General features: G+C 61.3%; 23 protein-coding genes. 17 read left to right on the top strand and 6 right to left on the bottom strand.

The genetic code is table 11. The features are described 5' to 3' along the window. Positions 1-18: 18 nt before the first annotated feature. From DWU98_RS05220 to DWU98_RS05205, 4 genes are all read right to left on the bottom strand, one after another. Entirely contained in the window at positions 19-744 is a 726-nt protein-coding gene (locus DWU98_RS05220; RefSeq protein WP_230474702.1) for a TorF family putative porin, read from the bottom strand. 172 nt (positions 745-916) lie between these two features. Next, complete coding sequence (locus DWU98_RS05215; RefSeq protein ID WP_115494620.1) at positions 917-1,252, bottom strand: c-type cytochrome; 336 nt, start codon at positions 1,250-1,252, stop codon at positions 917-919. Between the two features lie 89 nt (positions 1,253-1,341). Beyond that, a complete protein-coding gene (locus DWU98_RS05210) occupies positions 1,342-2,688 on the bottom strand; it encodes a cytochrome C (RefSeq protein ID WP_115494429.1) in 1,347 nt (448 codons plus the stop codon). A 37-nt stretch (positions 2,689-2,725) separates the two neighbouring features. Further along, positions 2,726-3,292, bottom strand: coding sequence for a cytochrome b (locus DWU98_RS05205; RefSeq protein ID WP_196239472.1), 567 nt, complete (start codon positions 3,290-3,292; stop codon positions 2,726-2,728). A 205-nt stretch (positions 3,293-3,497) separates the two neighbouring features. On the opposite strand from DWU98_RS05205, the gene DWU98_RS05200 reads away from it, so the two are divergent. The 16 genes from DWU98_RS05200 (at position 3,498) to DWU98_RS05125 (ending at position 19,054) form a co-directional block, all read left to right on the top strand. Continuing rightward, positions 3,498-3,935 carry a sugar 3,4-ketoisomerase gene (locus DWU98_RS05200; protein ID WP_115494428.1) on the top strand — a complete coding sequence of 146 codons (438 nt, stop codon included), beginning with the start codon at positions 3,498-3,500 and terminating at the stop codon, positions 3,933-3,935. Further along, a complete protein-coding gene (locus DWU98_RS05195; protein ID WP_115494427.1) occupies positions 3,920-4,585 on the top strand; it encodes an acetyltransferase in 666 nt (221 codons plus the stop codon). Before DWU98_RS05200 ends, DWU98_RS05195 begins: the two co-directional genes overlap by 16 nt. Positions 4,586-4,591: 6 nt before the next feature. Then, positions 4,592-5,545: a glycoside hydrolase family protein gene (locus tag DWU98_RS05190; protein ID WP_115494426.1), complete on the top strand. Its 954-nt coding sequence runs from the start codon at positions 4,592-4,594 to the stop codon at positions 5,543-5,545. Then, entirely contained in the window at positions 5,532-6,467 is a 936-nt protein-coding gene (locus DWU98_RS05185; RefSeq protein WP_115494425.1) for a GNAT family N-acetyltransferase, read from the top strand. Before DWU98_RS05190 ends, DWU98_RS05185 begins: the two co-directional genes overlap by 14 nt. Continuing rightward, the gene (locus DWU98_RS05180) at positions 6,467-7,579 is read left to right on the top strand and encodes a DegT/DnrJ/EryC1/StrS family aminotransferase (RefSeq protein ID WP_115494424.1); all 1,113 of its coding nucleotides are present in this window, start codon (positions 6,467-6,469) and stop codon (positions 7,577-7,579) included. The genes DWU98_RS05185 and DWU98_RS05180 overlap by 1 nt, the downstream gene beginning before the upstream one ends. Continuing rightward, entirely contained in the window at positions 7,576-8,826 is a 1,251-nt protein-coding gene (locus tag DWU98_RS05175) for an O-antigen translocase (protein ID WP_115494423.1), read from the top strand. The genes DWU98_RS05180 and DWU98_RS05175 overlap by 4 nt, the downstream gene beginning before the upstream one ends. Then, positions 8,823-9,746 (top strand): glycosyltransferase family 2 protein, encoded by a 924-nt coding sequence (locus DWU98_RS05170; protein ID WP_230474701.1) that lies wholly within the window; start codon positions 8,823-8,825, stop codon positions 9,744-9,746. The genes DWU98_RS05175 and DWU98_RS05170 overlap by 4 nt, the downstream gene beginning before the upstream one ends. Continuing rightward, positions 9,743-10,903 (top strand): hypothetical protein, encoded by a 1,161-nt coding sequence (locus DWU98_RS05165; protein ID WP_115494422.1) that lies wholly within the window; start codon positions 9,743-9,745, stop codon positions 10,901-10,903. The genes DWU98_RS05170 and DWU98_RS05165 overlap by 4 nt, the downstream gene beginning before the upstream one ends. Further along, a complete protein-coding gene (locus DWU98_RS05160) occupies positions 10,890-11,735 on the top strand; it encodes a Wzz/FepE/Etk N-terminal domain-containing protein (RefSeq protein ID WP_115494421.1) in 846 nt (281 codons plus the stop codon). Before DWU98_RS05165 ends, DWU98_RS05160 begins: the two co-directional genes overlap by 14 nt. 116 nt (positions 11,736-11,851) lie before the next feature. Continuing rightward, entirely contained in the window at positions 11,852-12,655 is an 804-nt protein-coding gene (locus tag DWU98_RS05155) for a class I SAM-dependent methyltransferase (RefSeq protein ID WP_230474721.1), read from the top strand. 2 nt (positions 12,656-12,657) lie between these two features. After that, complete coding sequence (locus DWU98_RS05150) at positions 12,658-13,884, top strand: amidohydrolase family protein (protein WP_115494419.1); 1,227 nt, start codon at positions 12,658-12,660, stop codon at positions 13,882-13,884. After that, on the top strand, positions 13,884-14,579 hold the full coding sequence (locus tag DWU98_RS05145; protein ID WP_115494418.1) for a class I SAM-dependent methyltransferase: 696 nt from the start codon (positions 13,884-13,886) through the stop codon (positions 14,577-14,579). The genes DWU98_RS05150 and DWU98_RS05145 overlap by 1 nt, the downstream gene beginning before the upstream one ends. 9 nt (positions 14,580-14,588) lie before the next feature. After that, positions 14,589-16,100, top strand: coding sequence for a B12-binding domain-containing radical SAM protein (locus tag DWU98_RS05140; RefSeq protein WP_115494417.1), 1,512 nt, complete (start codon positions 14,589-14,591; stop codon positions 16,098-16,100). A 12-nt stretch (positions 16,101-16,112) separates the two neighbouring features. Beyond that, on the top strand, positions 16,113-17,240 hold the full coding sequence (locus tag DWU98_RS05135) for a glycosyltransferase family 4 protein (RefSeq protein WP_115494617.1): 1,128 nt from the start codon (positions 16,113-16,115) through the stop codon (positions 17,238-17,240). After that, the gene (locus tag DWU98_RS05130) at positions 17,237-18,352 is read left to right on the top strand and encodes a glycosyltransferase family 4 protein (protein WP_115494416.1); all 1,116 of its coding nucleotides are present in this window, start codon (positions 17,237-17,239) and stop codon (positions 18,350-18,352) included. Before DWU98_RS05135 ends, DWU98_RS05130 begins: the two co-directional genes overlap by 4 nt. Before the next feature lie 90 nt (positions 18,353-18,442). After that, positions 18,443-19,054 carry an HAD family hydrolase gene (locus tag DWU98_RS05125; protein ID WP_230474700.1) on the top strand — a complete coding sequence of 204 codons (612 nt, stop codon included), beginning with the start codon at positions 18,443-18,445 and terminating at the stop codon, positions 19,052-19,054. Between the two features lie 17 nt (positions 19,055-19,071). Here the strand turns inward: DWU98_RS05125 and DWU98_RS05120 are convergent, their stop codons facing one another. After that, on the bottom strand, positions 19,072-20,343 hold the full coding sequence (locus DWU98_RS05120) for a nucleotidyltransferase family protein (RefSeq protein WP_115494415.1): 1,272 nt from the start codon (positions 20,341-20,343) through the stop codon (positions 19,072-19,074). Beyond that, positions 20,318-21,811: a B12-binding domain-containing radical SAM protein gene (locus DWU98_RS05115; protein ID WP_115494414.1), complete on the bottom strand. Its 1,494-nt coding sequence runs from the start codon at positions 21,809-21,811 to the stop codon at positions 20,318-20,320. The genes DWU98_RS05120 and DWU98_RS05115 overlap by 26 nt, the downstream gene beginning before the upstream one ends. A gap of 173 nt (positions 21,812-21,984) precedes the next feature. Here DWU98_RS05115 and DWU98_RS05110 point away from each other — a divergent pair, with 173 nt between their 5' ends. Continuing rightward, positions 21,985-23,022: a phosphoenolpyruvate carboxykinase (ATP) gene (locus DWU98_RS05110; RefSeq protein ID WP_115494413.1), complete on the top strand. Its 1,038-nt coding sequence runs from the start codon at positions 21,985-21,987 to the stop codon at positions 23,020-23,022. Position 23,023 lies beyond the last annotated feature (1 nt).

The raw sequence follows: 23,023 nt of genomic DNA, 5'->3' as shown, positions 1-23,023 counted from the left end.
GCTTCACAAAGGGCGGCTTCAGAAGGACCACGAAAGCGTGGCGACCCAGGGTGCGGCCGCCACGCCGCTGCGCCGGATATCGGGGTCGGTAACCATGCGATCCAGCTCCACCCGCCACGCTTCATAGGCCCAAACCAAGCCAAAATGGCCATACCCATAGTATGAGCGCACGCGCGCGAGATGGTATGGATAGAGTTGGCCCTCGTATGCCCCTGGGTAGCCATAGGCCCCCCCGACGAGGGTTTGCGAAACCCCCAGGCCGGCGGAAAGGGCCAGGTGCTGCGGCAGCGGCCAGTGGAAATCGACATCGGCCGCGCCCCGTGGCTGATGATCATGGCCTTGGGTGAGCGTGATGGCGGAAAGCCCGAAGGTCAGCACATCCCGGTACAGCCAGCTCACCCCGGTTTCGACCCGCTCGAACGCGTGTGCGCGGGCGTTATCCGGGTAGGTGTAGTAGACCAGCCCCGCCTGCATGCGCCAGTCGTCCGATAGCGACCAGTAGTGCGCCACCTGGGCCAGGGCTTCCGAATCGTTGCCTGGCGAGCGCGTTTGGGTAGCGGCGGACAAGCCCAGCGCCCACCCACTGCTCGATGCCCAGGAAACGGCCCCCTGCACGATGGGGGTTACCGGTGAGATCGCCAGGCCGCGGTCGACCAGTTGCGAACTCAGCGCGACCGTGCCGCTGAGGTTGCTCGATTGCGCGCGGGATGGGCCAGGAAAGCTCGTACCGAGCGCTGTCAACAATAGAGCGACGCACCACGTCCGACCCTGCCGGCAGGGTCGGTTGGGGATGGGGCGGGGCGTATCACGCCGATTTCCCCGCAAGTGGCGACTCCCTTCCAACCTTCCTCCCGGCTCACGTCCGATGCTCATGCATCAGCGCCTTATAGTCGATCCCCGTAGCGAAAGCATCGCATCAGTGAAGCGTGCCCAGATAGGTAAGCAGGTCCTCCAATTGTTTGGGGTCATCCAGGCCGTCGTATTTCATCTTGGTGCCGGGGTTGGCTTTCTTGGCGGGCTGCGACAGATAGTCGTGCAGCTTGTCCGCGGTCCAGGTCCAATGCGCCTGCTTGAGTGCATCTGAATAGTTGTAGTTCGGTGCCGTGCCGGCCGGGCGCCCCACGATGTCGAAAAGGCTGGGGCCCTTTTTGTTTTTTCCTTGCCGTGGGCTATGGCACTCCGCGCATTCGGATTTGAATACGTCTGCTCCCGCCGTGGCATCGCCGGCGCGAAGCATGGGCGATGCAAGCATCCAGCCAATGAAAAGTCCTGCAACTGCCGAACCACGAAAAAACTTCTCCAAAAACGATTGGCTCACTACCGCACTCCTGCTTGTATTTTCTAGAACGCCACGCTGGCGGAAACCAGGAAGGCATTGAGATCGCGCGCATTGGTCATGGGGGCGCCAGGGGGAGCGCCGAAGACATTCATGCTGCTGCCGTTGTAGGTGTCAAAAAGAAACCAGGTGGCCGCAAGTTTCAGGTTGGCGATGGACGTCCACGAGTCGTCCTTGCCGAACGGTGTCCAGAACACCGTGATGGAATTGCTGCGGGTATCCGGTTCGCCGTAGGGCACGAATCGCACGATGTCATGCGTGCCGCTGCTCACCAGATGGGAAACCGTCACGCCATAGCTTTGCTTGAAGGTATAGGTGAACGTGAGCGTCTGGTCGTGCACAACGCCGTTTGGCAAGGCCACCAGTCCAGGCACAGGGCCGAATGGCGTGGTGGCGTAGCGCCGCCGTTCCATGATGTTCACGTAGGCGAGCTGAAAGATATTGTCGCGGTTGCCCAGGTACTGATACGTCGCGTCGTAGCCCACATCCGTGACGTGTTCGCTCGGGCCGATGCGCGGCAATTGGCGCTCGGTGGTAAGTCCAACCAGGCCTGCAGAAAAGAATTGCCGCTTGAGATCTTTCATGTACGCGAAGCGGCCGTAGACCGTATTGCTGAGCTTGCCCGGGTCGCCGCCAAGGGAGTAACCGAGGTTGTATTGCAACGAGGTCGGCAACGCATTGTACGTGCCGAGCTCGCCATACCAGCTGTTGTCGTACACGGCATAGACCGTGGCGCCGATCACGCGGTGCGCCAGCGTGTTGGAGCTGGAGGGATTGAGCAAGGTTCCCGACACCGTTGGCGGCCCGTTTTCCGTCGCAGCGGGTAGCGCATCCACCGGATCGTCGAAGCCGGGGTTGTTGTTGACGCTGACGCCAACCAGCGCGTCCTTGTTGCCGATCTTCAGGTCCTTGGCCACGTAGCGCAAATCCATGTCGCTAAGTTGCGTGGTGAATTTATTCTGTCCGTTGTTGCTCACTTCGACTTTGACGTAACCACCCACTTCGTCCGATACGCGTCCGGCCAGATAGATGTCGGCTTCGCTCAGGTCCGTGGTGCTTTGGCCCTGCGCCGGTACAAGATGCGTACCGACGAGCTGCACGGCCGCCGGAATCTTGGTGCCGTTGCCATCGGTTTCGGTGTAGCCATTCATCTTGAAGCGCATGCCGTAGGGCGTGAGCGCAGGTCCATACGAACCGGCATGACAATCCGCGCAGGCTGCACCGGTCTGGCGCGCATAGGCCGGTACCGCATGCGCCGCCGGGGCGGCCAGCAGTGGCAGCGCACCAAGGCCATACCACAGATGCAGCTTCCTGAGCCGGCACGGCGCGCGTCGGTGCAGTGAAGTGTGCATGACATCTCCTTGTTATGGATCGATTGCGGTGAGCACGTCAACGACGTCGCCGCTGCGGCAACATCGCCCGCAACACGCCATCGCGTAGAAAAAAGTGATGCCAAAGCGCCGCTGCCACATGCAGCGTAATCAATGCGAGCAGCACCCACGCGACCTCGGTGTGCCAGGTCTGCAAGGTATCGGCGCGATCCTCGTCGGCCTGCACCAGTGCGGGAAGCGTCAGCCCGAAGAAATGCACGGGCTTGCCCTGCGCACTGCTGAGTGCCCAGCCAAGCAGGGGCTGGATGAGTAGCAAGGCATATAGGGCCGCGTGCGTCAGCCACGCTGCAGCGCGCATGGCCAGAGAATGGCCTGCGGCCGACCACGTGTTCTTGCGCGCGCGCATGGCCAGACGGATAAAGAACAGCGCAAGCACAAGCAGGCCGAAGTGACGGTGAATTTCCAGCAGCCATTGCCGCGCGGCACGCGCGGATACTTCGTCGCGAATCAGAATGGCCGTCGCGGCGCCAAGCAAGCACAGCACCGTAAGCCAATGTAACGCGACCAGCTTGCGCGGACGCGCTGGGACGGCTTCCTTGGCAGCGATATCGTCATATGTCGCCATGGTTTTCCTGGGGCGTCAAAGGAGGGTCGGCTTCGGTGCGTGCCGAAGGAGACGTTGTGCGGGTGAGTGCGGGAACGAGGTGGAAAGGTTGTGGTGTTTCTCGCCGCCGACAGACCACAAGGCGTGAAGGCAACGGGCAACCTTTTCCATTTGGCCTGGCACTCAACTGCAAGAGTCATCTGGCAGACGAAAGCTGGCCTTGAGCATGCAAATCCAACGAATCCAGCTGCAACAGCATGGCGACGATCGCGGCATGCTCATCGCCTTGGAAAGGGATCGCAACGTGCCGTTCGAAATCCGGCGCGTGTATTACCTTTTCGCCACCAGGAACCAGGTTCATCGCGGTCAGCATGCGCACCGGCATCTCAACCAGCTCGCGGTGACAGTGCGCGGTTCGGTGACCTTTCTACTCGATGACGGAAGCGGCCCGGTGGAAGTGGTACTGGACGATCCTTCGCAAGGTTTGCTGCTGGGAAGCATGGTGTGGCGCGAGATGTACGACTTCAGCGACGACTGCGTACTGATGGTGCTGGCCGATCAGTTGTACGATCCGGCTGACTACATCACCAGCTACGATGATTTCCTGCGTGAAGTGAGCGGTTCGTTGTATGGCGTGGACGTGGCTGCATGCCAAAGCCTTTAGTCCTCATCGGTGCGGGTGAATTCGCGCAGATCGCCTGCGAATACTTCCAATACGACAGCGATTACCAGGTGATGGCCTTCAGTGTCGAACGCGAATACCTCGCGCAATCGACGATCTTGGGGCGGCCGGTGGTGGCACTGGAGGAACTGGAGGCGTATTACTCACCGGGCGAAGCAGATGTGTTCGTCGCCGTGCCCGCCAGTCAGCTCAACCGGCTGCGTACGCGTCTCTACCAGGACGTGAAACGCCGCGGTTACCGCCTCGCCACCTATATAAGTTCGCGCGCCTTTGTATGGCGCAACGCGGAAATTGGCGAAAACAGCTTCATCTTTGAAAACAACGTGATTCAGCCATTCGTTCGCATCGGGGTCAATTGCGTGCTGTGGAGCGGCAACCATGTGGGACATCGCTCGATCGTGCATGACAACGTGTTTGTCGCCTCGCATGCGGTTATTTCCGGCTACTGCGAAATCGGCGAGCACAGCTTTGTCGGCGTCAACACCACCTTCAACGATGGTGTGAAGGTGGCGCACGATTGTGTGATCGGTTCCGGCGCAGTGGTGGTCAGCGATACGGAACCGGGCCTCGTCTATGTCGGTTCGCCGGCGCGCGCCTTGCCCGGCCGCGCAAGTCGCGATGTGAGGCTTTGAATCCCCATGTTCACCTGGGCCAAGCGGGGATTGGTGTTCGAACCTGCGCGACAGGGCGTGGGCGGCTGGATGTGTCATTCGGCGCTTACACCCACGCCTTATCGTATCGACAGCGAACATATTCGCGTGTTTGCGGGTTTTCGCGATGTGCAAGGCGTCAGCCGCATCGGTTATGTGGATGTGCTGGCGGATGATCCGGCGGTGGTGGTGCGTGTGAGCACCGAGCCGGTGCTGGATATCGGTCGCGGCGGCTGCTTCGACGACAATGGGATGATCCTGGGCGATGTCGTCGATACGCCGACGGGGCTGCATATGTTTTACGTCGGATTTCAGCGTGTCGCCAAGGCCAAGTTCCTGGCTTTCACGGGCTTGGCGATATCTACCGACGGTGGCGAGCATTTTCGGCGAATCCAGGAGACGCCGATTCTGGACCGCGCACGCGGACGCAGCACCATCGCCGCCGTGCACTCGGTCATGCATGAAAACGGCCGCTGGCGTCTTTGGTATGCGGTCGGTGATGACTGGGAAGAGATCGACGGACAAGCGTATCCGCGTTATCACATTCGCTACGTGGAAACGAATGATCTTCACGCGATACCGCATGACGATCAGATCTGCCTGTTGCCGCGCGGCACCGAATATCGTATCGGCAGACCGCGTGTTTATCGAGTCGATGACAAGTACATGATGTACTTCACTCGTGGCAACATCACCGGCGAGTACTTTCCCGGGCTCGCCTACAGTGACGACGGTGTGCATTGGGAACGCGATGACGAATCGCTGGGCCTGAGCCTTTCGGCCAATGGATGGGATTCGCGCACGCTGTGCTATCCGGCACTCATTCGTCGGAATGACACATGGCTGATGTTTTACAACGGCAACGACATGGGTGCGGACGGGTTCGGTGTGGCCCAAGCGCCCGTCGTCAATACCAGTGATAGCGCACATGTTCACGCTTAGCGCCTATACGCCATCGGACGCCGCGCGTTGGGATGCCGTGGTGGCGCATTCCAGGAACGGCAATTTTCTGCACCGGCGTGGCTATATGGATTACCACGCGGACAGGTTTGTCGATGTCTCGCTGATCGTTGAGCGTAACGGCGAACCGCTCGCCGTTTTCCCCGCCAGTATTCAGGATCACGCGGTGAGCAGTCACGCTGGGTTGACCTATGCCGGATTGATCACCACGCGTGCGATGCGTACCGAATGGGTGCTGGATGTGTTCGAGCTGCTTGGCAAGCATTATCGTTCGACCGGTGCGACGCGCGTCGTCTACAAAGCGATTCCGCATATCTTCCATACCTATCCGGCGGAGGAAGATCTCTACGCCTTGCACCGCCTGGGTGCACGACTGCAACGCCGCGACGTGTCATCGGTGATTGCACTGCGCGAGCCGTTCGACTTCAACGACGGGCGAAGGCGCGCCGTCGATAAGGCTAGACGCTCGGACATTCAAGTGCAGATCGGCCGCGAGCTGGCCGATTTTCACGCGCTTTTGTCCGGCGTCCTGCGCGATCGATACGATACGGCCCCCACGCACAGTCTGGCCGAATTGACCCTGCTGCGAGACCGTTTTCCACAACAGATCGTAGTGCACGAGGCACGAAGCGACGGGCGCCTGTTGGCGGGCGTGCTGATCTATGACTTCGGCCGTTCAGTGCATACGCAATACCTGGCGGCGTCCGAAGAAGGGCGCGAACGCAATGCGCTCAACCTGTTGCTGGCCGGGTTGATCGAACACACCTACGCCGACCGGCATTACTTTTCATTCGGCATTTCGACCGAGCGGGAAGGTCAGGTTCTCAACAGCGGACTGATCACGCAGAAAGAGCACTTCGGCGCACGCGCCGTGGTGCACGATTTCTATGAGTGGATGTTGTGATGGACGTGCCGTTTCTCAGCCTCAAGGATGTCAACGCCCGTCACGCCGATGAGTTGAAAGCGGCGGCAGCGCGCGTGATCGATTCGGGCTGGTATGTTCTTGGGCAGGAAGTGGCCGCCTTCGAACGGGAATTTGCCGATTATTGCGGTGTTCGCCACGCCATTGGCGTCGGCAATGGATTGGATGCGCTGTCGTTGATTCTGCGTGCTTACAAGGAATTGGACATGTTGCACGATGGCGACGAAGTCATCGTTCCGGGCAACACCTTTATCGCCAGCTTTCTTGCTATCACCGAAAACCGGCTGGTGCCGGTGCCGGTAGAGCCTCATCCGGCGAGCTTCAATATCGATCCCGCACGTGTGGCAGCAGCCATCGGTCCGCGGACGCGCGCCATCATGGCAGTACATTTGTATGGACGGCTTGCGGATATGCCCGCGTTGGTCGAGCTGGCGCAGGAGCATCACCTTCTATTGATCGAGGATGCGGCGCAGGCGCATGGTGCCATGCATGGCGAGCGGAAAGCTGGCGCGTTCGGGCACGCGGCGGGATTCAGCTTCTTCCCCGCCAAGAATCTCGGTGCGCTTGGCGACGGCGGTGCCGTGGTGACCAACGACAGCGTTCTGGCGGCGCGTGTTTCCGCGTTGCGCAATTACGGCTCAGAGATGAAATATCACCACGCGTATCAGGGCATCAATTCGCGGCTGGACGAATTGCAGGCTGCCTTGTTGCGGGTGAAGCTCAAATATCTGGATGAGGATATCGCTCTTCGGCGCGCCGTCGCGTTGCGTTATCGCCAAAGTATTCATCATAAAGACATTCATCTTCCGAGCACCGAGCGGGAAGAGCAGAACACCTGGCATTTGTTTGTGGTGCGCTGCACGCAGCGCGATGCATTGCAACGCCATTTGCGCGCACATGGTATTCAATCCCAGATCCATTACCCCATACCGCCGCATCGCCAATTGGCCTATCCGGCTTTGCATGGCCTGCATTTGCAGTTGACCGAACAGCTGCACGAGGAGGTGTTGAGCCTTCCCATCGGGCCGACATTGCGCGAAGAGGATGTGGACCGCGTCGTCGATGCCTGCCAGACCTTCGAGTGTCCCGCATGAACATCGTGCGTGCTGGTTTCTATTCATCGCTGGCCACTGGCGCACGGCTGCTTGCCGGGCTGGTGGTGATCAAGCTGGTGGCGTGGCTTGCCGGTCCGGAGGGTGTGGGCAGGTTGGGGCAGTTCATGAGCCTGATGTCGCTGCTGGCCGTATTGGCCGGCGGAGGCATCAGCGCTGGGGTGGTGAAGTATGTGGCGGAGTACCGTGACGATCCGCAAAAACTCGCCCGGTTGTTATCGGCGGCCTTGTGGTATGCGCTTTGCGCATCCTGCCTGATGGGATGTGTCGCACTGTTGCTTAGCAGACAGCTCTCCCTGTGGCTGCTCGGCGATATCCGCTACGAAAACGTGATCCGCGTGCTTGCGGTGGCCCAGCTCGGCATTGCGCTGGCCAATTATGTGCTGGCCGTGATCAACGGTTTTATGGATGTGCGACGGTTGGCCCTTATCCAGGTGGTGGGCTCAGCGCTGGGTGTGGTGATGGCCGTGGGCTTGTCGCGCTGGCTGCATCTGTACGGCGTGCTGCTTGCCTTGGTGATGGGGCAGCTGTTCCTGCTGGTGATGGGTTTGCCGGCATGGCGCCGCAGTCCCTATTTCGAGCGCGGCATGCTGCGCATGCGCTTCGACCGCGAGATGAGCCTGCGACTGGCGGCATTTTCGGTGATGACGCTGACTTCCGCCTTGCTTCCACCGCTGATCAATATCGCCGTGCGCGACCATCTCGCGCAGCAGTTTGGCTGGACGCAGGTCGGTTACTGGCAGGCAGTGAGCAAGGTCTCCGATGCCTATTTGTTGTTTCTTACCACCACCATCAACGTGTATTACCTGCCAAAGCTCGCTTCCACCTACGAACGATCTTCGCTGATGAGAGAGTTGCGCAACGCATACCGTCACTTGCTTCCGGCAGTGATCATGCTGGCGGCATTGGCCTACGTTTTTCGCCCATGGATTACACGCGCATTATTCAGCGCCGACTTCGATGGCGCCAATGCGCTGTATGGACCGCAACTGCTGGGCGATGTAATCAAGATCGCCTCCTTCGTGCTTTCCTATCTGATGCTGGCCAAGGCGATGACGCGGCTGTTCGTCATTTCCGAATGCGTGTTTGCGTTGAGCTATCTCGCGCTTGTCTACGTGTTCACCGCCTCGTTTGGCCTGGTCGGTGCCATGTACGCCTTCGTGGTGAATTACCTGGTCTATCTCGCGTTCAACGTGGTGGTAGCGCGACGTTATCTGGGGGCGTCATGACGACCATGCCGCTGGTATCCGTACTGATCCCGGCCTACAACCATGAGCGCTTCGTGCAGCGCTGCCTGGACAGCGTGCTGGAAGATCCGTATCCGGCCAAGGAAATCATCATCATCGATGACGGTTCGACCGATCGCACCAGCGACCGTATCGCCGAATGGATAGATCGGCATGGTCACGCGTTGCGGGTGGAATACGCGCATCACGCCAATCGCGGCATTGCTGCCACCTTAAACGAACTGGCGGCGCGGGCGCACGGCGAGTTCCTGCGCCTGGGCGCCAGTGACGACTATCTTCTGCCAGGTGGCCTGGAGGCGCAGGTGCGCTATCTGGAGTCCCATCCACGCAAGCGCGCAGTGATTGGCGACTCGATCGTGGTCGACCGTGACGGCCGCAAACTTCACGACAGCGGCATGCGCGATCTGCATCACGCCGACAAGCGGCTATACGGCTCCGACGAAGGTATACGCCGTGCGGTCATCAGCCAATGGGCCATTGGCGGTCCCGTCGCGCTGCTCAGAAAAAGCGCACTGGAAACGGCCGATCGGTGGACGGAAGGGTTGCGCATCGACGATTGGGATTTCTTTCTCCGTCTTGCAGCACGCGATGCGCTTGGCTTCATCGACATGCAGGTGTGCGCGTACCGGCTGCATGGCGGCAACCTGAGCAAGACACGGCATCGGGCCACGCGCATCGTGAACCTGACGGAGTCGTGGCGCGTCGCGCGTCGTCACGCGGACTTGTTCGACGAACCTTTTCGCACCCTGCTCAAGGCGCAATCGCATTACATCAGCGCCAAGATCGCTTTCCTGCAAAGGCGCTCATTGATGCTGGGATTTCACCTGCTGGCCTATCTGGCGTTGTCGTTCGCGTCAAAGCTTCGCCTTCCGCAAGGCGGTACGCTGTTGGAGAAGGCATGAACGGTTTGCTGCGCCTGTCATCGACCTATCTGGCGTTGCCTATTCTGCTGGCATGCGCGCTGACGTTGCTGACGTTTGATCTGCCTGGCGATTACATGCAGGGTGTACTGCTGCTGACGTTCACCGCTGTCAGCATTTTTCTGGTCGACCTGACGATCGGTACGCGTTTGCCATCCATGTCGCGATTTCGTTTGCGCAGCTACGCGGGAACCCGTGAAGCATTTGTTGCGCTCGCTTACGCGTCCGCGCTGGTGGTGTTTTGTCTGCTGGACCTGATGCTGTTTCCCGTTCCGCTGCTTACCAATCCTTCGTCCTACGCCTCGATGGAAGGTGGGCATGAGCATATCCGGCATATCTCGGACATGTGCTGGACCCTGCCGCCGATCGGCCTGCTGTGTGCGCGCAATCGGTGGTTGCGCCGCGCGCTGATCCTGGCGGGGGTGGCCTTCCCGATCCTGGTGATCGACCGCAACCGGCTCTTTGCATCGTTGTTTTCGCTCGCCGTGGTCGTGGCATTGCGCAGAGACGAGGCCACGCCGTTACCGTGGAAAACGATGGTGTTTATAGCGCTGCTCGGGGCCAGCGCATTTTCAGTACTCGGCATCCTGCGCTCCGGAACACTGGATACGGTGAGCTTACCATTCAGCGCCACCTACCGTGCAGCGCCTCAGGGCGTCAAATGGTTGCTGCTCTATATCGGCGCAGGTCCCTATAACTTCGGTGCGATGGTCGCCAAGCATTACGTCAACGCGAACTTCCTCTTCAATCAGCTGGTGCCGATGGCCGGTTCCATCGCCACGGCCGGTACGGATATCCCGTTGGATGCACCCAACATCAATGTGGGAACAGAGTTCTTTCCCTTTCTCATGGCGTGGGGGCCGTGGGGCGCGGTCGCCTCGATGGTGGGGCTTTACGCCTTGCTGGCGTGGAGCGTCAGACGCCTGTATCCGAACGTCTCGCTGTTTTCCCTGCTGATCTTCCTGCGTATTTCCTATGTGTGCGTGATGTCACCTTTTGCACCCCAGGCCTATACCTGGACCAACATCGGTTTCATCGGCATCTGCCTGATGTTGCAGGTATTGGCGGCATGGCTTCCAAACAGACATGCCGTCTTTCACCACCTTTTTCATGAGTCGAACAATTATGGAACGAGATGAAATCTATCTGATCGACATGTGGCGGATCGTTGCGCGCGAGTGGCGGTGGTTCGTAGCCGTGCTGGCAATCATCGTGATCGCTACCTTTGTCTTCATGCGTACGACGAAGCCGCAGTGGCAGGCGACGGCATGGATCCAGATCGGCCAGGTCGATACCGCGCCGCCCGGGCAAGATCCAAAAGTCGAACCGCTGCAACGCGTGCTGGAGCGCCTGCAATTGGCGCCGTTCCAGAATGACGTACTGCAAAGCATCCACGTTGCGCCAGCCACGCCCGAGGGCGGGCTTTTCCGCGCGAGCCTGAAGGTGGAGCCATTGCCGTATGCCGGCCCGCTGATAAAGCTGACTATTCGGGCGCATTCGCCGCAACAGGCGCGCGAATTGGCGGAGGCGACAGTTGCCCGGCTGCAGGCCGTTCATGGCGGTTTGGAAGGCGCGCAACTGCGCCTTGCGCGCGCACGTCTGGATGAAGTGCAGACGGCTCTGCACAATGCGATCGCCGAACGGGACCGCCTGCAACAGGCCGCCGCACAGAGCAGGGACGGCGTCGCGGGTTTGCTGCTGGCCAGCAAGGACGAGGGCATCCATACGCTGCAGGAAACCCGCGGCGATTTGCTTGCACGCCTGAGCGCTGCGTACACCTACAGCACATCGCTGATGTGGCCGGTCTACGTGCCTGAAGGCGCGGTATTTCCCAATCCAGCGCTGACGTGGGGCATGGGTATCCTGCTGGGACTGTTCCTGGGGCTGGTTGCGGCCGTGGCCAGGAACGCGGTGAGACGCAGGGGCGCCTCGCGCGCGAAGGTGCGTATCGCGCAGTCGGTTGGCGCGTAGGCGGCCGCGTTCAACCAAACGCCTCCGCCACGGCACTCACGACGTGCCCCATGCTGGTGGCGGAGATCGAAGTGAGCGCTTCTTACAACGTTGAAACGACAAGCCATGCAACCACGGTGAGTGAAGCGCAACTGCTCGACACGCAGCGCGCGTTCGACAGCGTCGCCGCCGACTATGACGGTCCACGTGGCAACAACGAGCTGATTCAGCGTATGCGCCTCACGCTTTGGAACACGGTGCGCAGCGAATTGCCGGCCGGCTCCCGGTTGCTCGATCTGGGCTGCGGTACGGGCATCGATGCCGTCGAATTCGCATCACAGGGGTATCGCGTCGTGGCCAGCGACTGGTCGCCGCGCATGGTGGAACGCACCCATGCACGGGCCGAAGCTGCAGGTATGCAGGCACGAGTCGAGGCGATGCATGTGGGCGTGCATCAGCTCGATCGGCTGGAAGGTGGGTTCGATGGGATCTATTCCAATTTCGGGCCGCTGAATTGTGCGCCGGAGCTTGGCGATGTCGCCACCCAATGCGCGCGCCTGTTGCGACCGGGTGGCAAATTGGTGTTTTCGGTGATCGGACGGATGTGCCCATGGGAACTGGGCTACTACACGGTAAAAAGGCGCATTCGGCGCGCTTTTGTACGTACAGCGCGTGGTGCGACAGCGGTCGGCATGAATCGCCACACGATCTGGACGTATTACTATTCACCGCGCGAATTTTATCGTGCATTTGCGCAGCACTTCGCGCTGGACGGCTACCGTGCCTTAAGCCTGTTCATGCCGCCGCCGTACCTGGTTGAATACTATCGGCGGCATCGCGGAGGCTGCGAATGGCTTGGGCGGTTGGACGATCGCATCGGTGCATGGCCATGGCTGCGCGACATGGGCGATCACTTCTTGATTGTGATGTATCGGCGCTGACCATGTCGCACGCCGGAGCTCACGCAACGTTATGTCATGCGGCGATCGTCACGCCACAACGTGTCGTGCGTGCATCGTTGCCCATCAGGGCAGGGCAGATCGATGCATACGCGGTGCCTTCGGCGTATCGGCTGGAGCTGCGCAATCATGTCGTTTTCCCGGGGCTGATCAACGCACACGATCATCTGCACATCAATGCCGTGCCGCCGTTGCATGCGAAGGAAGCTTTTTCCAACAGCTACGCCTGGATCGAGGCGTTCCAATCGCACTTCAACGATCCTGACGTGGCCGCTGCATTACGGATTCCCAAGCCACTGCGCCTTCGGCATGGCGCACTGAAAAACCTGCTTGCCGGCACGACGTGCGTGGCGCATCACGACCCCTGGCATCCAGCGTTTGAGGCCGAAGACTTCCCGGTCGAGGTGTTGCGCGATTACGGCTGGAGTTACGCGCTCGGCTGGCCTGGGTACGGGCCACCCGTGCAAGAAAGTTTCGCCGCTACGCCCGCCGATTGGCCATGGTTGATCCACCTTGCGGAAGGTACCGACAAAATCGCGCGTGCCGAGCTTGCGCGACTGGACCAGTTCGGATGCCTGGCGGGGAACAGCGTACTGATCCATGGCGTGGGCTTGCACGAAAGGGACATCGACCGGCTGATTGCACAGGGTGCCGCCGTGGTGTGGTGCCCAGGCAGCAATCATGCGCTGCTCGGCCACACGCTCGACCCGCATCGATTGTGCGCGGCTGGCCGGCTTGCATTGGGTACCGATTCGCGGCTCAGCGGCGCGCGCGATCTACTGGAAGAGCTGGCCGGCATCAACGGCCGCTACGAACTCGATCCGTCGCAATTGCTCGCGTTGGTCACCACTGACGCAGCACGGATCCTGCGCATGCCATCGCGCGGCAACCTGCTGCCCGGCGCGCCAGCGGATCTGGTGATTGTCCAAGACCACGGCGGCGATCCCGTAAGCAGCCTGATAGGCATCGAACGCAGCCAGATCCGCGCGGTGGTGCGTGATGGCGTGCCGCGCATTGCCGACAACGACTTCGCCGAATGGTTTGCGGCTGCAGGTGTGGAGACAGTGCCAGTCGTGTTGGATGGAAAGCCGAAATTGCTCGCGGCCGACCTTGCCGACCCGGCGCTGCTGGAGATGGAGCCCGGGCTCGAATTCGAGGCCGACCTCGCTCATCGCAAGCATGAACCGGCGTTCGCCGGCAGGAGTGTGTGATGTCGTGCGCAACCGAGCTTCCCCCGGCCGAGGCCTACGCGTTATGGGCGCACAGTTATCCTGCCCATGCGCACAATCCCGTGATGCAGGCGGAGGAGCGCGCGATGCTCACCCTCATGCCGGCGGATCTGCATGGACAGAACGTGCTTGATGTGGGTTGTGGCTCGGGTCGCTATTTGTTGCGTGCGTTGCGTCGCGGCGCGGCGCGCACCATCGGCGTAGATCTCTCCACGGCCATGCTGCGGCGCGCGTTCGCCGAATTGACAGCATGTCACTTCGATGCGGGGATTGGCCTGGCGCAAGGCAGCATGACGTCGTTGCCGGTGCTCGATGCGTGGGCGGACCTTGCCATCTGCGGCCTGGTGATCGGCCATCTGGATAACCTGCACGGCGCGCTGCGTGAGCTGCATCGCGTCATCAGGCCCGGCGGCATCGCCTTGTGCAGCGACGTGCATCCCATTGGTCCGGCGCTCGGCTGGCAACGCGATTTCAGATATCAGGGTCAGCGCTATGCCGTGCGCCATACACAGCATCTCTACAGTCATTGGCACGCCGCATGTAAGGCGTTGGGATGGGTGATCGAGGACGTGCTGGAGCCGATGCTCGACCCGGCCGATATTCCCGCCGACGCCCATTTCGATCCCACCGCCTTGGACGTGCCAGTCGCCCTGGTCTTTCGTCTGCGCCGAGCGTAACCCACACCCATGCCTTCATCGCCACGCACGCTGCTCATCAACCCCACCGTCACCTCGCGCTCCAGCGCGCGCTTTCCGCTGTCTCTGTTGCACTTGTCCGCCGCGCTGGACAGGCATGGCAGCAGCGAGATCATCGATGGCAACGTCGACCGCGACGTGGTCGATGAAACGCTGCGCGTCATGCAACAAGGTGGTTTCGATGCCGTGGGCATCAGCGTGATGGGGGGGCCGCAACTTGCGCCGGCCATCGATGTATCGAAGGCCCTGCGCGAACGCTTTCCCGCCACGCCGATCATCTGGGGCGGCTACTTTCCCACGCTTTATACCGAAACCGCGCTGACCGCGCCTTACGTCGATTACGCCATCCGCGGGCAGGCCGAGGAAAGTCTGCCGGAACTGGTGGCGGCATTGGGCAAGTCACCGTCCGTCCTGGCGAACATTGGCGGCCTGTCCTGGAAGAATGGCGATGCCATCGTCCACAACGCCAATCGTCGCTTTTCGCTGACCGACGACGGCCTGGTATTGCCGTATGACAAGCTGGGCGATCCGCGCCGCTATCTGGCGAGGACATTTCTTGGACGACGTACCGCCGCACACCAGGCGTCCATCGGCTGCCGTTTTCGCTGCACCTTCTGCGGCGTGGCGGCCATGTTCGGGGGCGCTACCCAGCTTCCCGCCGCCGCGCGGCTAGAACGCGATCTGAGTTATTTGAAGTATGAACTGGGCGTCGATTCCATCCAGTTCTTCGACCACAACTTCTTCGATCGCGAACAGGACATGATCCCTCTGCTCGAAGTGATGGCGAAACTGGAACTGCCCTGGTGGTGTTATGCCCGTGCGGATGCGTTGTTGAACCTGTCGGAAAGCTCATGGAAGCTGGTGCGCAAGAGTCGACTGAAAATGGCGTATATCGGCGCTGAATCGCCGAGCGGGCAGATGCTGAAGGAGATCCGCAAGGGCACGCGGCCGGACCAGACCTTGCAGGTGGCGGAGCTGTGCCGACGCAACGGTGTGATACCCGAACTTTCCTTCATGGTGGCGCCGCCCCAGAACTCGGAAGAGGAAACCGAGCACACTTTCGAATTCATTCGCGAACTCAAGCGCATCAATCCCGGAGCCGAGATCATCGTCTACATCTATACACCGTTGCCCGATAGCAGCCGGCACGAAAAGGATCGTGGCAAGCACCCGGGCATGCCACTGCTCGATCTCGATGGCGCGCCGGTGGTGTTTCCCCAAACGCCCGAAGAGTGGACGCAACCGCAATGGGTGGCGTATGCCTGTCACGCCGATGCGCCATGGTTGACTGACGCGTTGCGTCGGCGCATTCATGATTTTGTGACCGTGCTGCGCTGCCGTTTCCCCACCGTGCAGGACATGCGCTCGCCGCCTTGGGCCAAACGCGGCCTGAGCGCGATGGCAACGTGGCGTTATCGTTATCGCAGGTATGACCGCCCGTGGGAGTTGAATCTCGCCAACCGGTTGGTGCGTCTGCGCATGCCCCAGGTTTCGGGGCTCTGAAGGGTGCGGCGCTTGCACGTCGCACACGCCAACTTTTTTCCCGCGCCGAAGGAGCTGGACGCTGCCGGCGTCCTGGCGCATTGGCCATCGCTGGCCGATATTCCAGAAGCTGTCGCGAGCGCGGGGGTGCGCGTTTCAGTGATCCAGGCCGCGGTAACGCGGGAGCGGTTGATGCGCAACCATGTCGATTATCACTTCATCGATATGGCCCCGGCCAACACCGTGGAAGAGTGCGCGCGCCGCTATGCGCAGGTGCTTGAGGCGATCCACGCGGACGTACTGCATGTGCACGGCCTTGGCTTTGCCAGGCACGCATCGTTCATTGCGCATCTCTTGCCGCAACTGCCGATACTTCTCCAAGATCACGCCGATCGTGCGCCGCGCTGGTGGCGACGACCGCAATGGCGGCGCTGGTATGCATGTGCCCAAGGGGTCGCTTTTACGACCACCGAATTGGCGCGCCCGTTTGTGGGAGCCGGCATGTTCGCGCCGCATACGACGTTGTTTTCCATTCCGGAATCCAGCTGTCGCTTTACCTGTGGCGATCAGGCACGTGCACAGGCGGAAACCGGCCTTTACGGCGATCCTTGCGTGCTCTGGGTAGGGCACTTGAGTGACGGCAAAGACCCGCTGACCGTGCTCGACGGCATTGCACAGGCCGTGGCACGGCTTCCCGGTATACAACTCTGGTGTGCTTTTGGTAGCGCGCCGCTGCTGCAGGATGTGCATGCCCGATTGGCTCAGGATCCGTCGCTCGCCGCGCGCGTGCATCTGCTGGGCAAGCTGCCGCACGCACATGTCGAGCGGTTGATGCAGTCCGCGGATCTGTTCGTCTCAGGCAGTCACGCCGAAAGTTGTGGCTATGCTCTGCTCGAAGCCATGGCGTGCGGTGTAGTGCCAGTGGTTACGGATATTCCTTCGTTCCGTGCGTTGACCGACGATGGGCGCGTGGGCCGATTGTGGCCTTGCGGCGATGCCACGCGACTGGCCGATGCCTTGGTGAGCCTGGCAAGGGCGCGCCCAACACGGGCACACGTGCGCGCGCATTTTGATGCGTCGCTTTCGTTTGCGGCGGTGGGGCGAAAGTGGGCGCAGGCGTATGGGCATGTGTTCGATGACCACAGGCGGGGCGTGTCGTGAAACTTGCCTTGGTGCTTCCAGGCGGCGTGGATCGCAGCGGTGAGTGGCGGGTCATCCCGGCGTTCCTGGCGCTGATCACCCGGTTGGCCCGGGTGCACGATGTGCACGTCTTCGTGTTGCATCAGGAGACCGCGCCGGGTCGGTGGATGCTGGCCGGAGCACAGATCCATAATATCGGCGAAGGATGGACACGCCTGCGCGCGATCGCGGCGATATGCGCCGAACATCGCCGTGCGCCGTTTGCTTTGATCCAGGCGATTTTTTCCGGATCGTGCAGTTTCATCGCGATAACGGCGGCCAAGCTGCTGCGCTTGCCCAGCGCCGTGCATATCGCCGGTGGTGAGCTCGTCGCACTGCGCGAGATTGGTTATGGTGGCCGCCAGAAATGGAAAGGCCGCATGCGCGAGGCCATCATCCTGCGTCGCGCGGACGCGATCACGGCGGCAAGCATGCCCATGCTCGATGCGTTGAATGCCTTGGGGCTGGTCGCCACGCGCGTGCCGCTTGGTGTGGATCTGCAAGCGTGGCCCGCGCTTGCACCGCGCAGACGCTATGGCGGACCTGCGCGGCTGCTGCATGTGGCCAGTCTCAATCGCGTCAAGGATCCATCCACGTTGCTGCGCGCCTTGGCCGAATTGATGCACGATGGCATGGATTTTCACATGGACATCGTCGGCGTCGACACCCTCGACGGCGAGATGGCTGCGCTTGCGCAACGGCTTGGGCTGCAACGGCACGTGCGCTTTCTCGGCTTCAAGACGCAGCGTGAGCTGAGGCCATTGATGGAATCGGCCGATTTGCTGGTGATGTCATCCTTGCACGAGGCCGGCCCGCTGGTACTGCTCGAGGCGGCGGTCGCGGGCGTGCCGACCGTGGGAACAGCAGTTGGCCATATCGCCGAATGGGCGCCATCGGCCGCGCTGGCGGTCCCGACGGGTGACTGGGCGGGTTTGGCCGAAGCCATCGAAGAGGTGCTCGACGATGAGGCGTTGCGACTGCGCTTGGCGCGCGAGGCGCAGCGTCGCGCGCTATTGGAAGACGCGGATGACACGGCGCGACGGTTCAATGCCTTGTATCGACGATTGTGCGTGCACGCCCATGACGAGGCGTGACTGATCGAGCACCACGACTCCGGCGGCGTTGCGGTCAGGCTTGATCTGCGATAATCCCGCCACGCGACGGCCAGAGCACGGGATTGAGCAGTGAGCAAGCGTATCGATACGGTAATTTTCGACCTTGGCAACGTATTGATCGGGTGGGATCCACGGCGGTTGTATCGTCAGCTGATCGACGATGAGGAACGCATGGAATGGTTCCTGCGCGAGGTATGCAATAGCGAATGGAACGAACAGCAGGACGCCGGGCGACCCTGGGTGGAAGCCACGGCGTTGCTGCGTACCCGCTTTCCCGAACATGCCGAGCTGATCGATGCCTACCATCTGCGCTGGCGCGAAACGTTGGTCGGCCCCATCGAGGAAAGCGTCGCTGTGCTGGCAGAACTGAAAGCGCGCGGCGTGCGCCTGCTTGCGCTGACCAATTGGTCCCAGGAAACCTTTCCGATTGCGCGACAGCTTTACCCGTTTCTGCAATGGTTCGAAGGCATCGTGGTGTCCGGTGAGGAACGTCTGGTGAAGCCCGATCCGCGCATCTATCAAAGGCTGTTGGCGCGTTACTCGGTTGAACCTGCCATGGCGCTTTATATCGACGACTCCATGCGTAACGTCGCCGCGGCGCAAGCATTGGGCATGCGTGGGTGGTGGTTTCGCGATGCCATGGGCCTGCGCGAACACTTGGCCGAACTGGGCTTGCTGTAGTGAACGTTTACCGCCGTCTACAAGCACGACGAGGCGGCGCGTCGAGCGGTGGGGGCGGAGGCGTGGGTTTCGTGCGTGGGCACTAGGGCGAATGGGTGTTCGAGCGCTGCGCGCACCACATACAGCGTATCCATCCGCGGTATGGGGCGAATCAGCCAAGTGAGCATGCGCCTGGCGTGCTTCTGGGTGACCCAGCTTTGCCCCTGCAGCCACCATTGCGTGCGGATCATGTCGGCGCGCTCCTTGATGGCTTCTGTCGGCGGCCTGAGGCGATTGAAAACGCACCGGCCAGCCTCGCCAAGCGAGCGCGACCATTCGATGCCGGGCAGCGCCGTCAGCCACAATCCCGAGCACGACACCTGAGTCAGCGTCCGGTGGCGCGATCGCTCGCGCAGCCATAGCGGGCAGTCGCGCCGCAACCGAACGAACACGGCCGCAGGGATTGCGTTGGTGTAATAGCGCGCCACCATGCGCAGTGGCGGCAGCGCCCACCAGGGCGGCTCCGGTCCGCACCAGAGGGCATCCCAGTCGCTGGTCAGCATGCGCGTGGCCAGCAGCGAGATGTCGTTCAGATGCACCAGGCGCAGGCTTCGGCTGCACATATTTCCTGCCGCATGCAACAACAGGTGACTCATCAATGCGGCGTTCGATGGGTAAGCATTGAGGCCGGGCAGTGGCTGTTGCGGAAAAATGCGCTTAGTCAGGTCGATGGTGGAAATCGGCAGGCGTTCGTGGATGCGCGTATGTAGCTCGATAGTGATCGGCGTATCGCGGTGTTCGCCCAGGCCTGGTATCGGCTCGCCGCTCACGGGTTTGAACACGCGATGCTTCCATTGTACGAACGATTCCACGTAACCGAGCGTCTGCAGCAGTTTTGCGGCCTGGTCCGCCTGTTCATCGCATACCAGAAGATCGATATCGGCCATGGGCCGGTCGCCCGGCGTATAGAGCCCGATCGCATGCAGCGCGGAACCTTTCAAGGCGACCATGGCTACGCCGGCTGAGCGTGCTTCGGCGTCGATGCATGTGAGCAAGGCAGCCATACGCGTGTAACGCTGTTCGACATGCGCGCGCTGATGTTCAAGAAACGCGCGCCACGCCGGTTGTTGCCAGGCCGAATAATGGGAAAGCAGCGGCGATACACCGTGCGCAGCGGCTGCCGCCAAGGCAAGCCGCCACTCCAGTTCATTCCATTCGGGCGTCGCGCTGCCGGGGCATGCCAGCTCCGTAGCGATGGCTTCGGTAGCCTTGCGCAGGCCGCGCTTAACGAGTTTGAGCGGTGGCAGCATGGCGCGCGACGGCCGTGGCGAGTGGAAGGGGAGCATGTTCGGTCCGGTGTGCGTGCTCACTGGCAATCAGCGCGGTCCATTGCGCATCCAGCGCGCTACACGCGTCGCGATAACGTTCCGGATCGGTGTTTTGCGTAGGAAGCAAGGCGACTTGTTCGTGCAGCAAATCGCGCACGCGACGATAGAATTCCGAATCGTAGGCACCCCGGAACATCATCGACAGGTCATCGCTTTCCTCCCAATGCGTTTTCCGGCCAAGCTGCGCTTTCACCTGCTCGTAGAACTTGGTGCCGGGCAGGGGGTAGGAAACACTGACGCCGATATCGTCCGGCATCGCTTGCGTGACTAGTTCGCGCGTCGCCAATAGATCGCCGAGCTGTTCGCCCAGATAGCCGAGCTGGATAAAGAAACCCACGCGAATGCCGCGCTCGCCCAGGCGCTTTCGCGCGGCGATCAGCTCTTCCACCTTCGTGCCTTTGTTCATTGCATCCAGCACGCGCTGGCTGCCGCTTTCCGCGCCAATCCACGCTTCCGCGCAGCCCGCACGTTTCAGCGCATCGGCCATGCGTTCGCTGATCAGGTCAGCGCGCGCCTGGATGGTGAAGGGCACGGAGCCATTTGTCTGGTGCAGATGCTCGGCGAATTCGGTCACCCAATCGACGTGGAAACCGAAAATATCGTCGGCCATCCAGATATGGTCCGGCTGGAAGGTTTGTTTCAGATAGGCCATTTCCGCAGCCATATCCTGCGCGCTGCGCTGTTTGTAGTGATTACCCCAGATCGGTTTGGCGCACCAGTTGCAGCGGAACGGGCAACCGCGTGAGGCGGCCATGTTGAGGCTGAAGTAGCCGTGGCGTTCGCGCCACATCTGGCGATAGCGATCGATGTGCAACAGATCCCACGCCGGGCGGAGCGTGAGCCGTGGATCGGGCGGCACCACGCCGATACGCGTCACGTGTGTCCGCTCGCTGACCAGCGTGGCGACGCCCGTGATATCGGCAGCCCAGGTGGTGTCATCGATATGCGGGTTGCGTTCAAGCCGCGCAATCAGTTCCACCAGTGCGGCGATGCCCTCGCCGATCAATACGGCGTTCGCGCCGGCGCAGAGAAAGGCTTCTGGTTGGTCGGACGCATCGGACCCCGCCACGATCACGCGCATGCCCCGGGCGCGTGCTTCGCCAATCATCTGGCAAGCCGCCTCGCGCATTCGCCCAAGACACATCTTGGTGAGAAAGTTGAAGTTGTCTTCGTAGATGACGACAACGTCCGGAACGGCTGCATCCAACGATGGCGCAAAGTCCTCGACACCCTCGCTGAGCATCGCGTCGAACACGCTGATCTGGTGGCCCATTTCCCGCAGCAAGGCCGCAATCTGGATCGTCGCAAGCGGAGGGTAGGGCTTGCCGCGCTCCCACTGCTTTCGGTCGTACCGCAGGAAATAGGAGTGGCCGACCTGAATCTTTAGCATTGCTTTGACGCCTCGATGTGGGCTGGAAAACGCCGCAAGCTGTAACGCTGCGTGATCGTGAGTGCGTCATGACAGGTTTTCGGTTGCGAGAAGGTGCCCCGGCAGCATCGACAACCTTTTTCCGGGCCGATTGCACTCACTTCAAACCGATCGTCAGCAAGGCTTCGACCCGCATGGCCGCAACTCTCGACGACGTCGCACCCGACGTCAGCGCCGATCCTTTTGGGGAGCGCATTCGGACCCACTGGGCCGTGCACAAGCGTCTGCTAGGCGCGCACTTTTTGTTTGAAAGCGACTGCGAAGCATTGATGGATCAGGTCGGGGCCGCTTATGGCGGATTGCCGCCGCATCATTTGCCGCATTCCGAGTACGATTTTCGCGTTGAGCTGAGGTTGGTTCCTGGGCGGTCGTTGCGGGGCGCGATCGAGCCGCCGCCGGTGCAAATGCGATCCGGTGCGGGGTTGCTGTGCGGCGTTGTGGATGCGTGCAACTACGTCATGGTGATGCCGGCGCAGCGGCGCGCGTTGGTCGTGGTCTCGTCGGACATGCTTGGTTTTCCCTATCATCTGCGCTACGAGCTGATCGAATTTGCCGTTTTCGTTCTGGCGACGCGCGGCGTGGGCCTGGTGCCATTGCATGGCGCATGCGTGGGCAGCGAAGGACGATGCGTCTTGTTGCTTGGTGCAAGCGGCGCGGGCAAATCCACGCTGGCCTTGCATAGCGTGCTGAAGGGCCTCGATCTGCTATCCGAAGACGCCGTTTTTGTGGAGCCTGAAACCTTGCTTGCCACCGGCGTTGCCAACTATGTGCACGTGAAAGCCGATGCGCTGCGTTTTATCGACGATGAGCGGGCTCGACACTGGATCGGCATGTCGCCGACGATCCGACGACGCAGTGGCGTTGAGAAGTTCGAGGCGGATGTGCGGACGGGGTTTGGCCGGGTGGCCGCCGCACCGTTGGCCGTGGTTGGCGCAGTGTTCGTTTCTGGCGAGCCTGCCGACGATGTCGACGGCATGTTGACCCCGGTCCCCACCAACGACATCGCTATCCGCTTGCGCGCTGACCAACCGTACGCCGCCGGACAAAGCGGTTGGCGGCGGTTTGAGCAGAAGCTGGTGGCGATGGGGATGTACGAACTGCGTCGAGGGCTGCATCCGAGCGCGTCCGTCGACGCCGTGCGAGAGCTTCTTCAACGGCGTTCCAAGCGATGAC

The sequence above is a fragment of the Dyella monticola genome (assembly GCF_003363155.1).
In the GTDB taxonomy this organism is placed as follows: domain Bacteria; phylum Pseudomonadota; class Gammaproteobacteria; order Xanthomonadales; family Rhodanobacteraceae; genus Dyella_B; species Dyella_B monticola.
The sequence above is the reverse complement of the archived record's forward strand: the minus strand, read 5'-3'. Positions and strand labels throughout refer to the sequence as shown.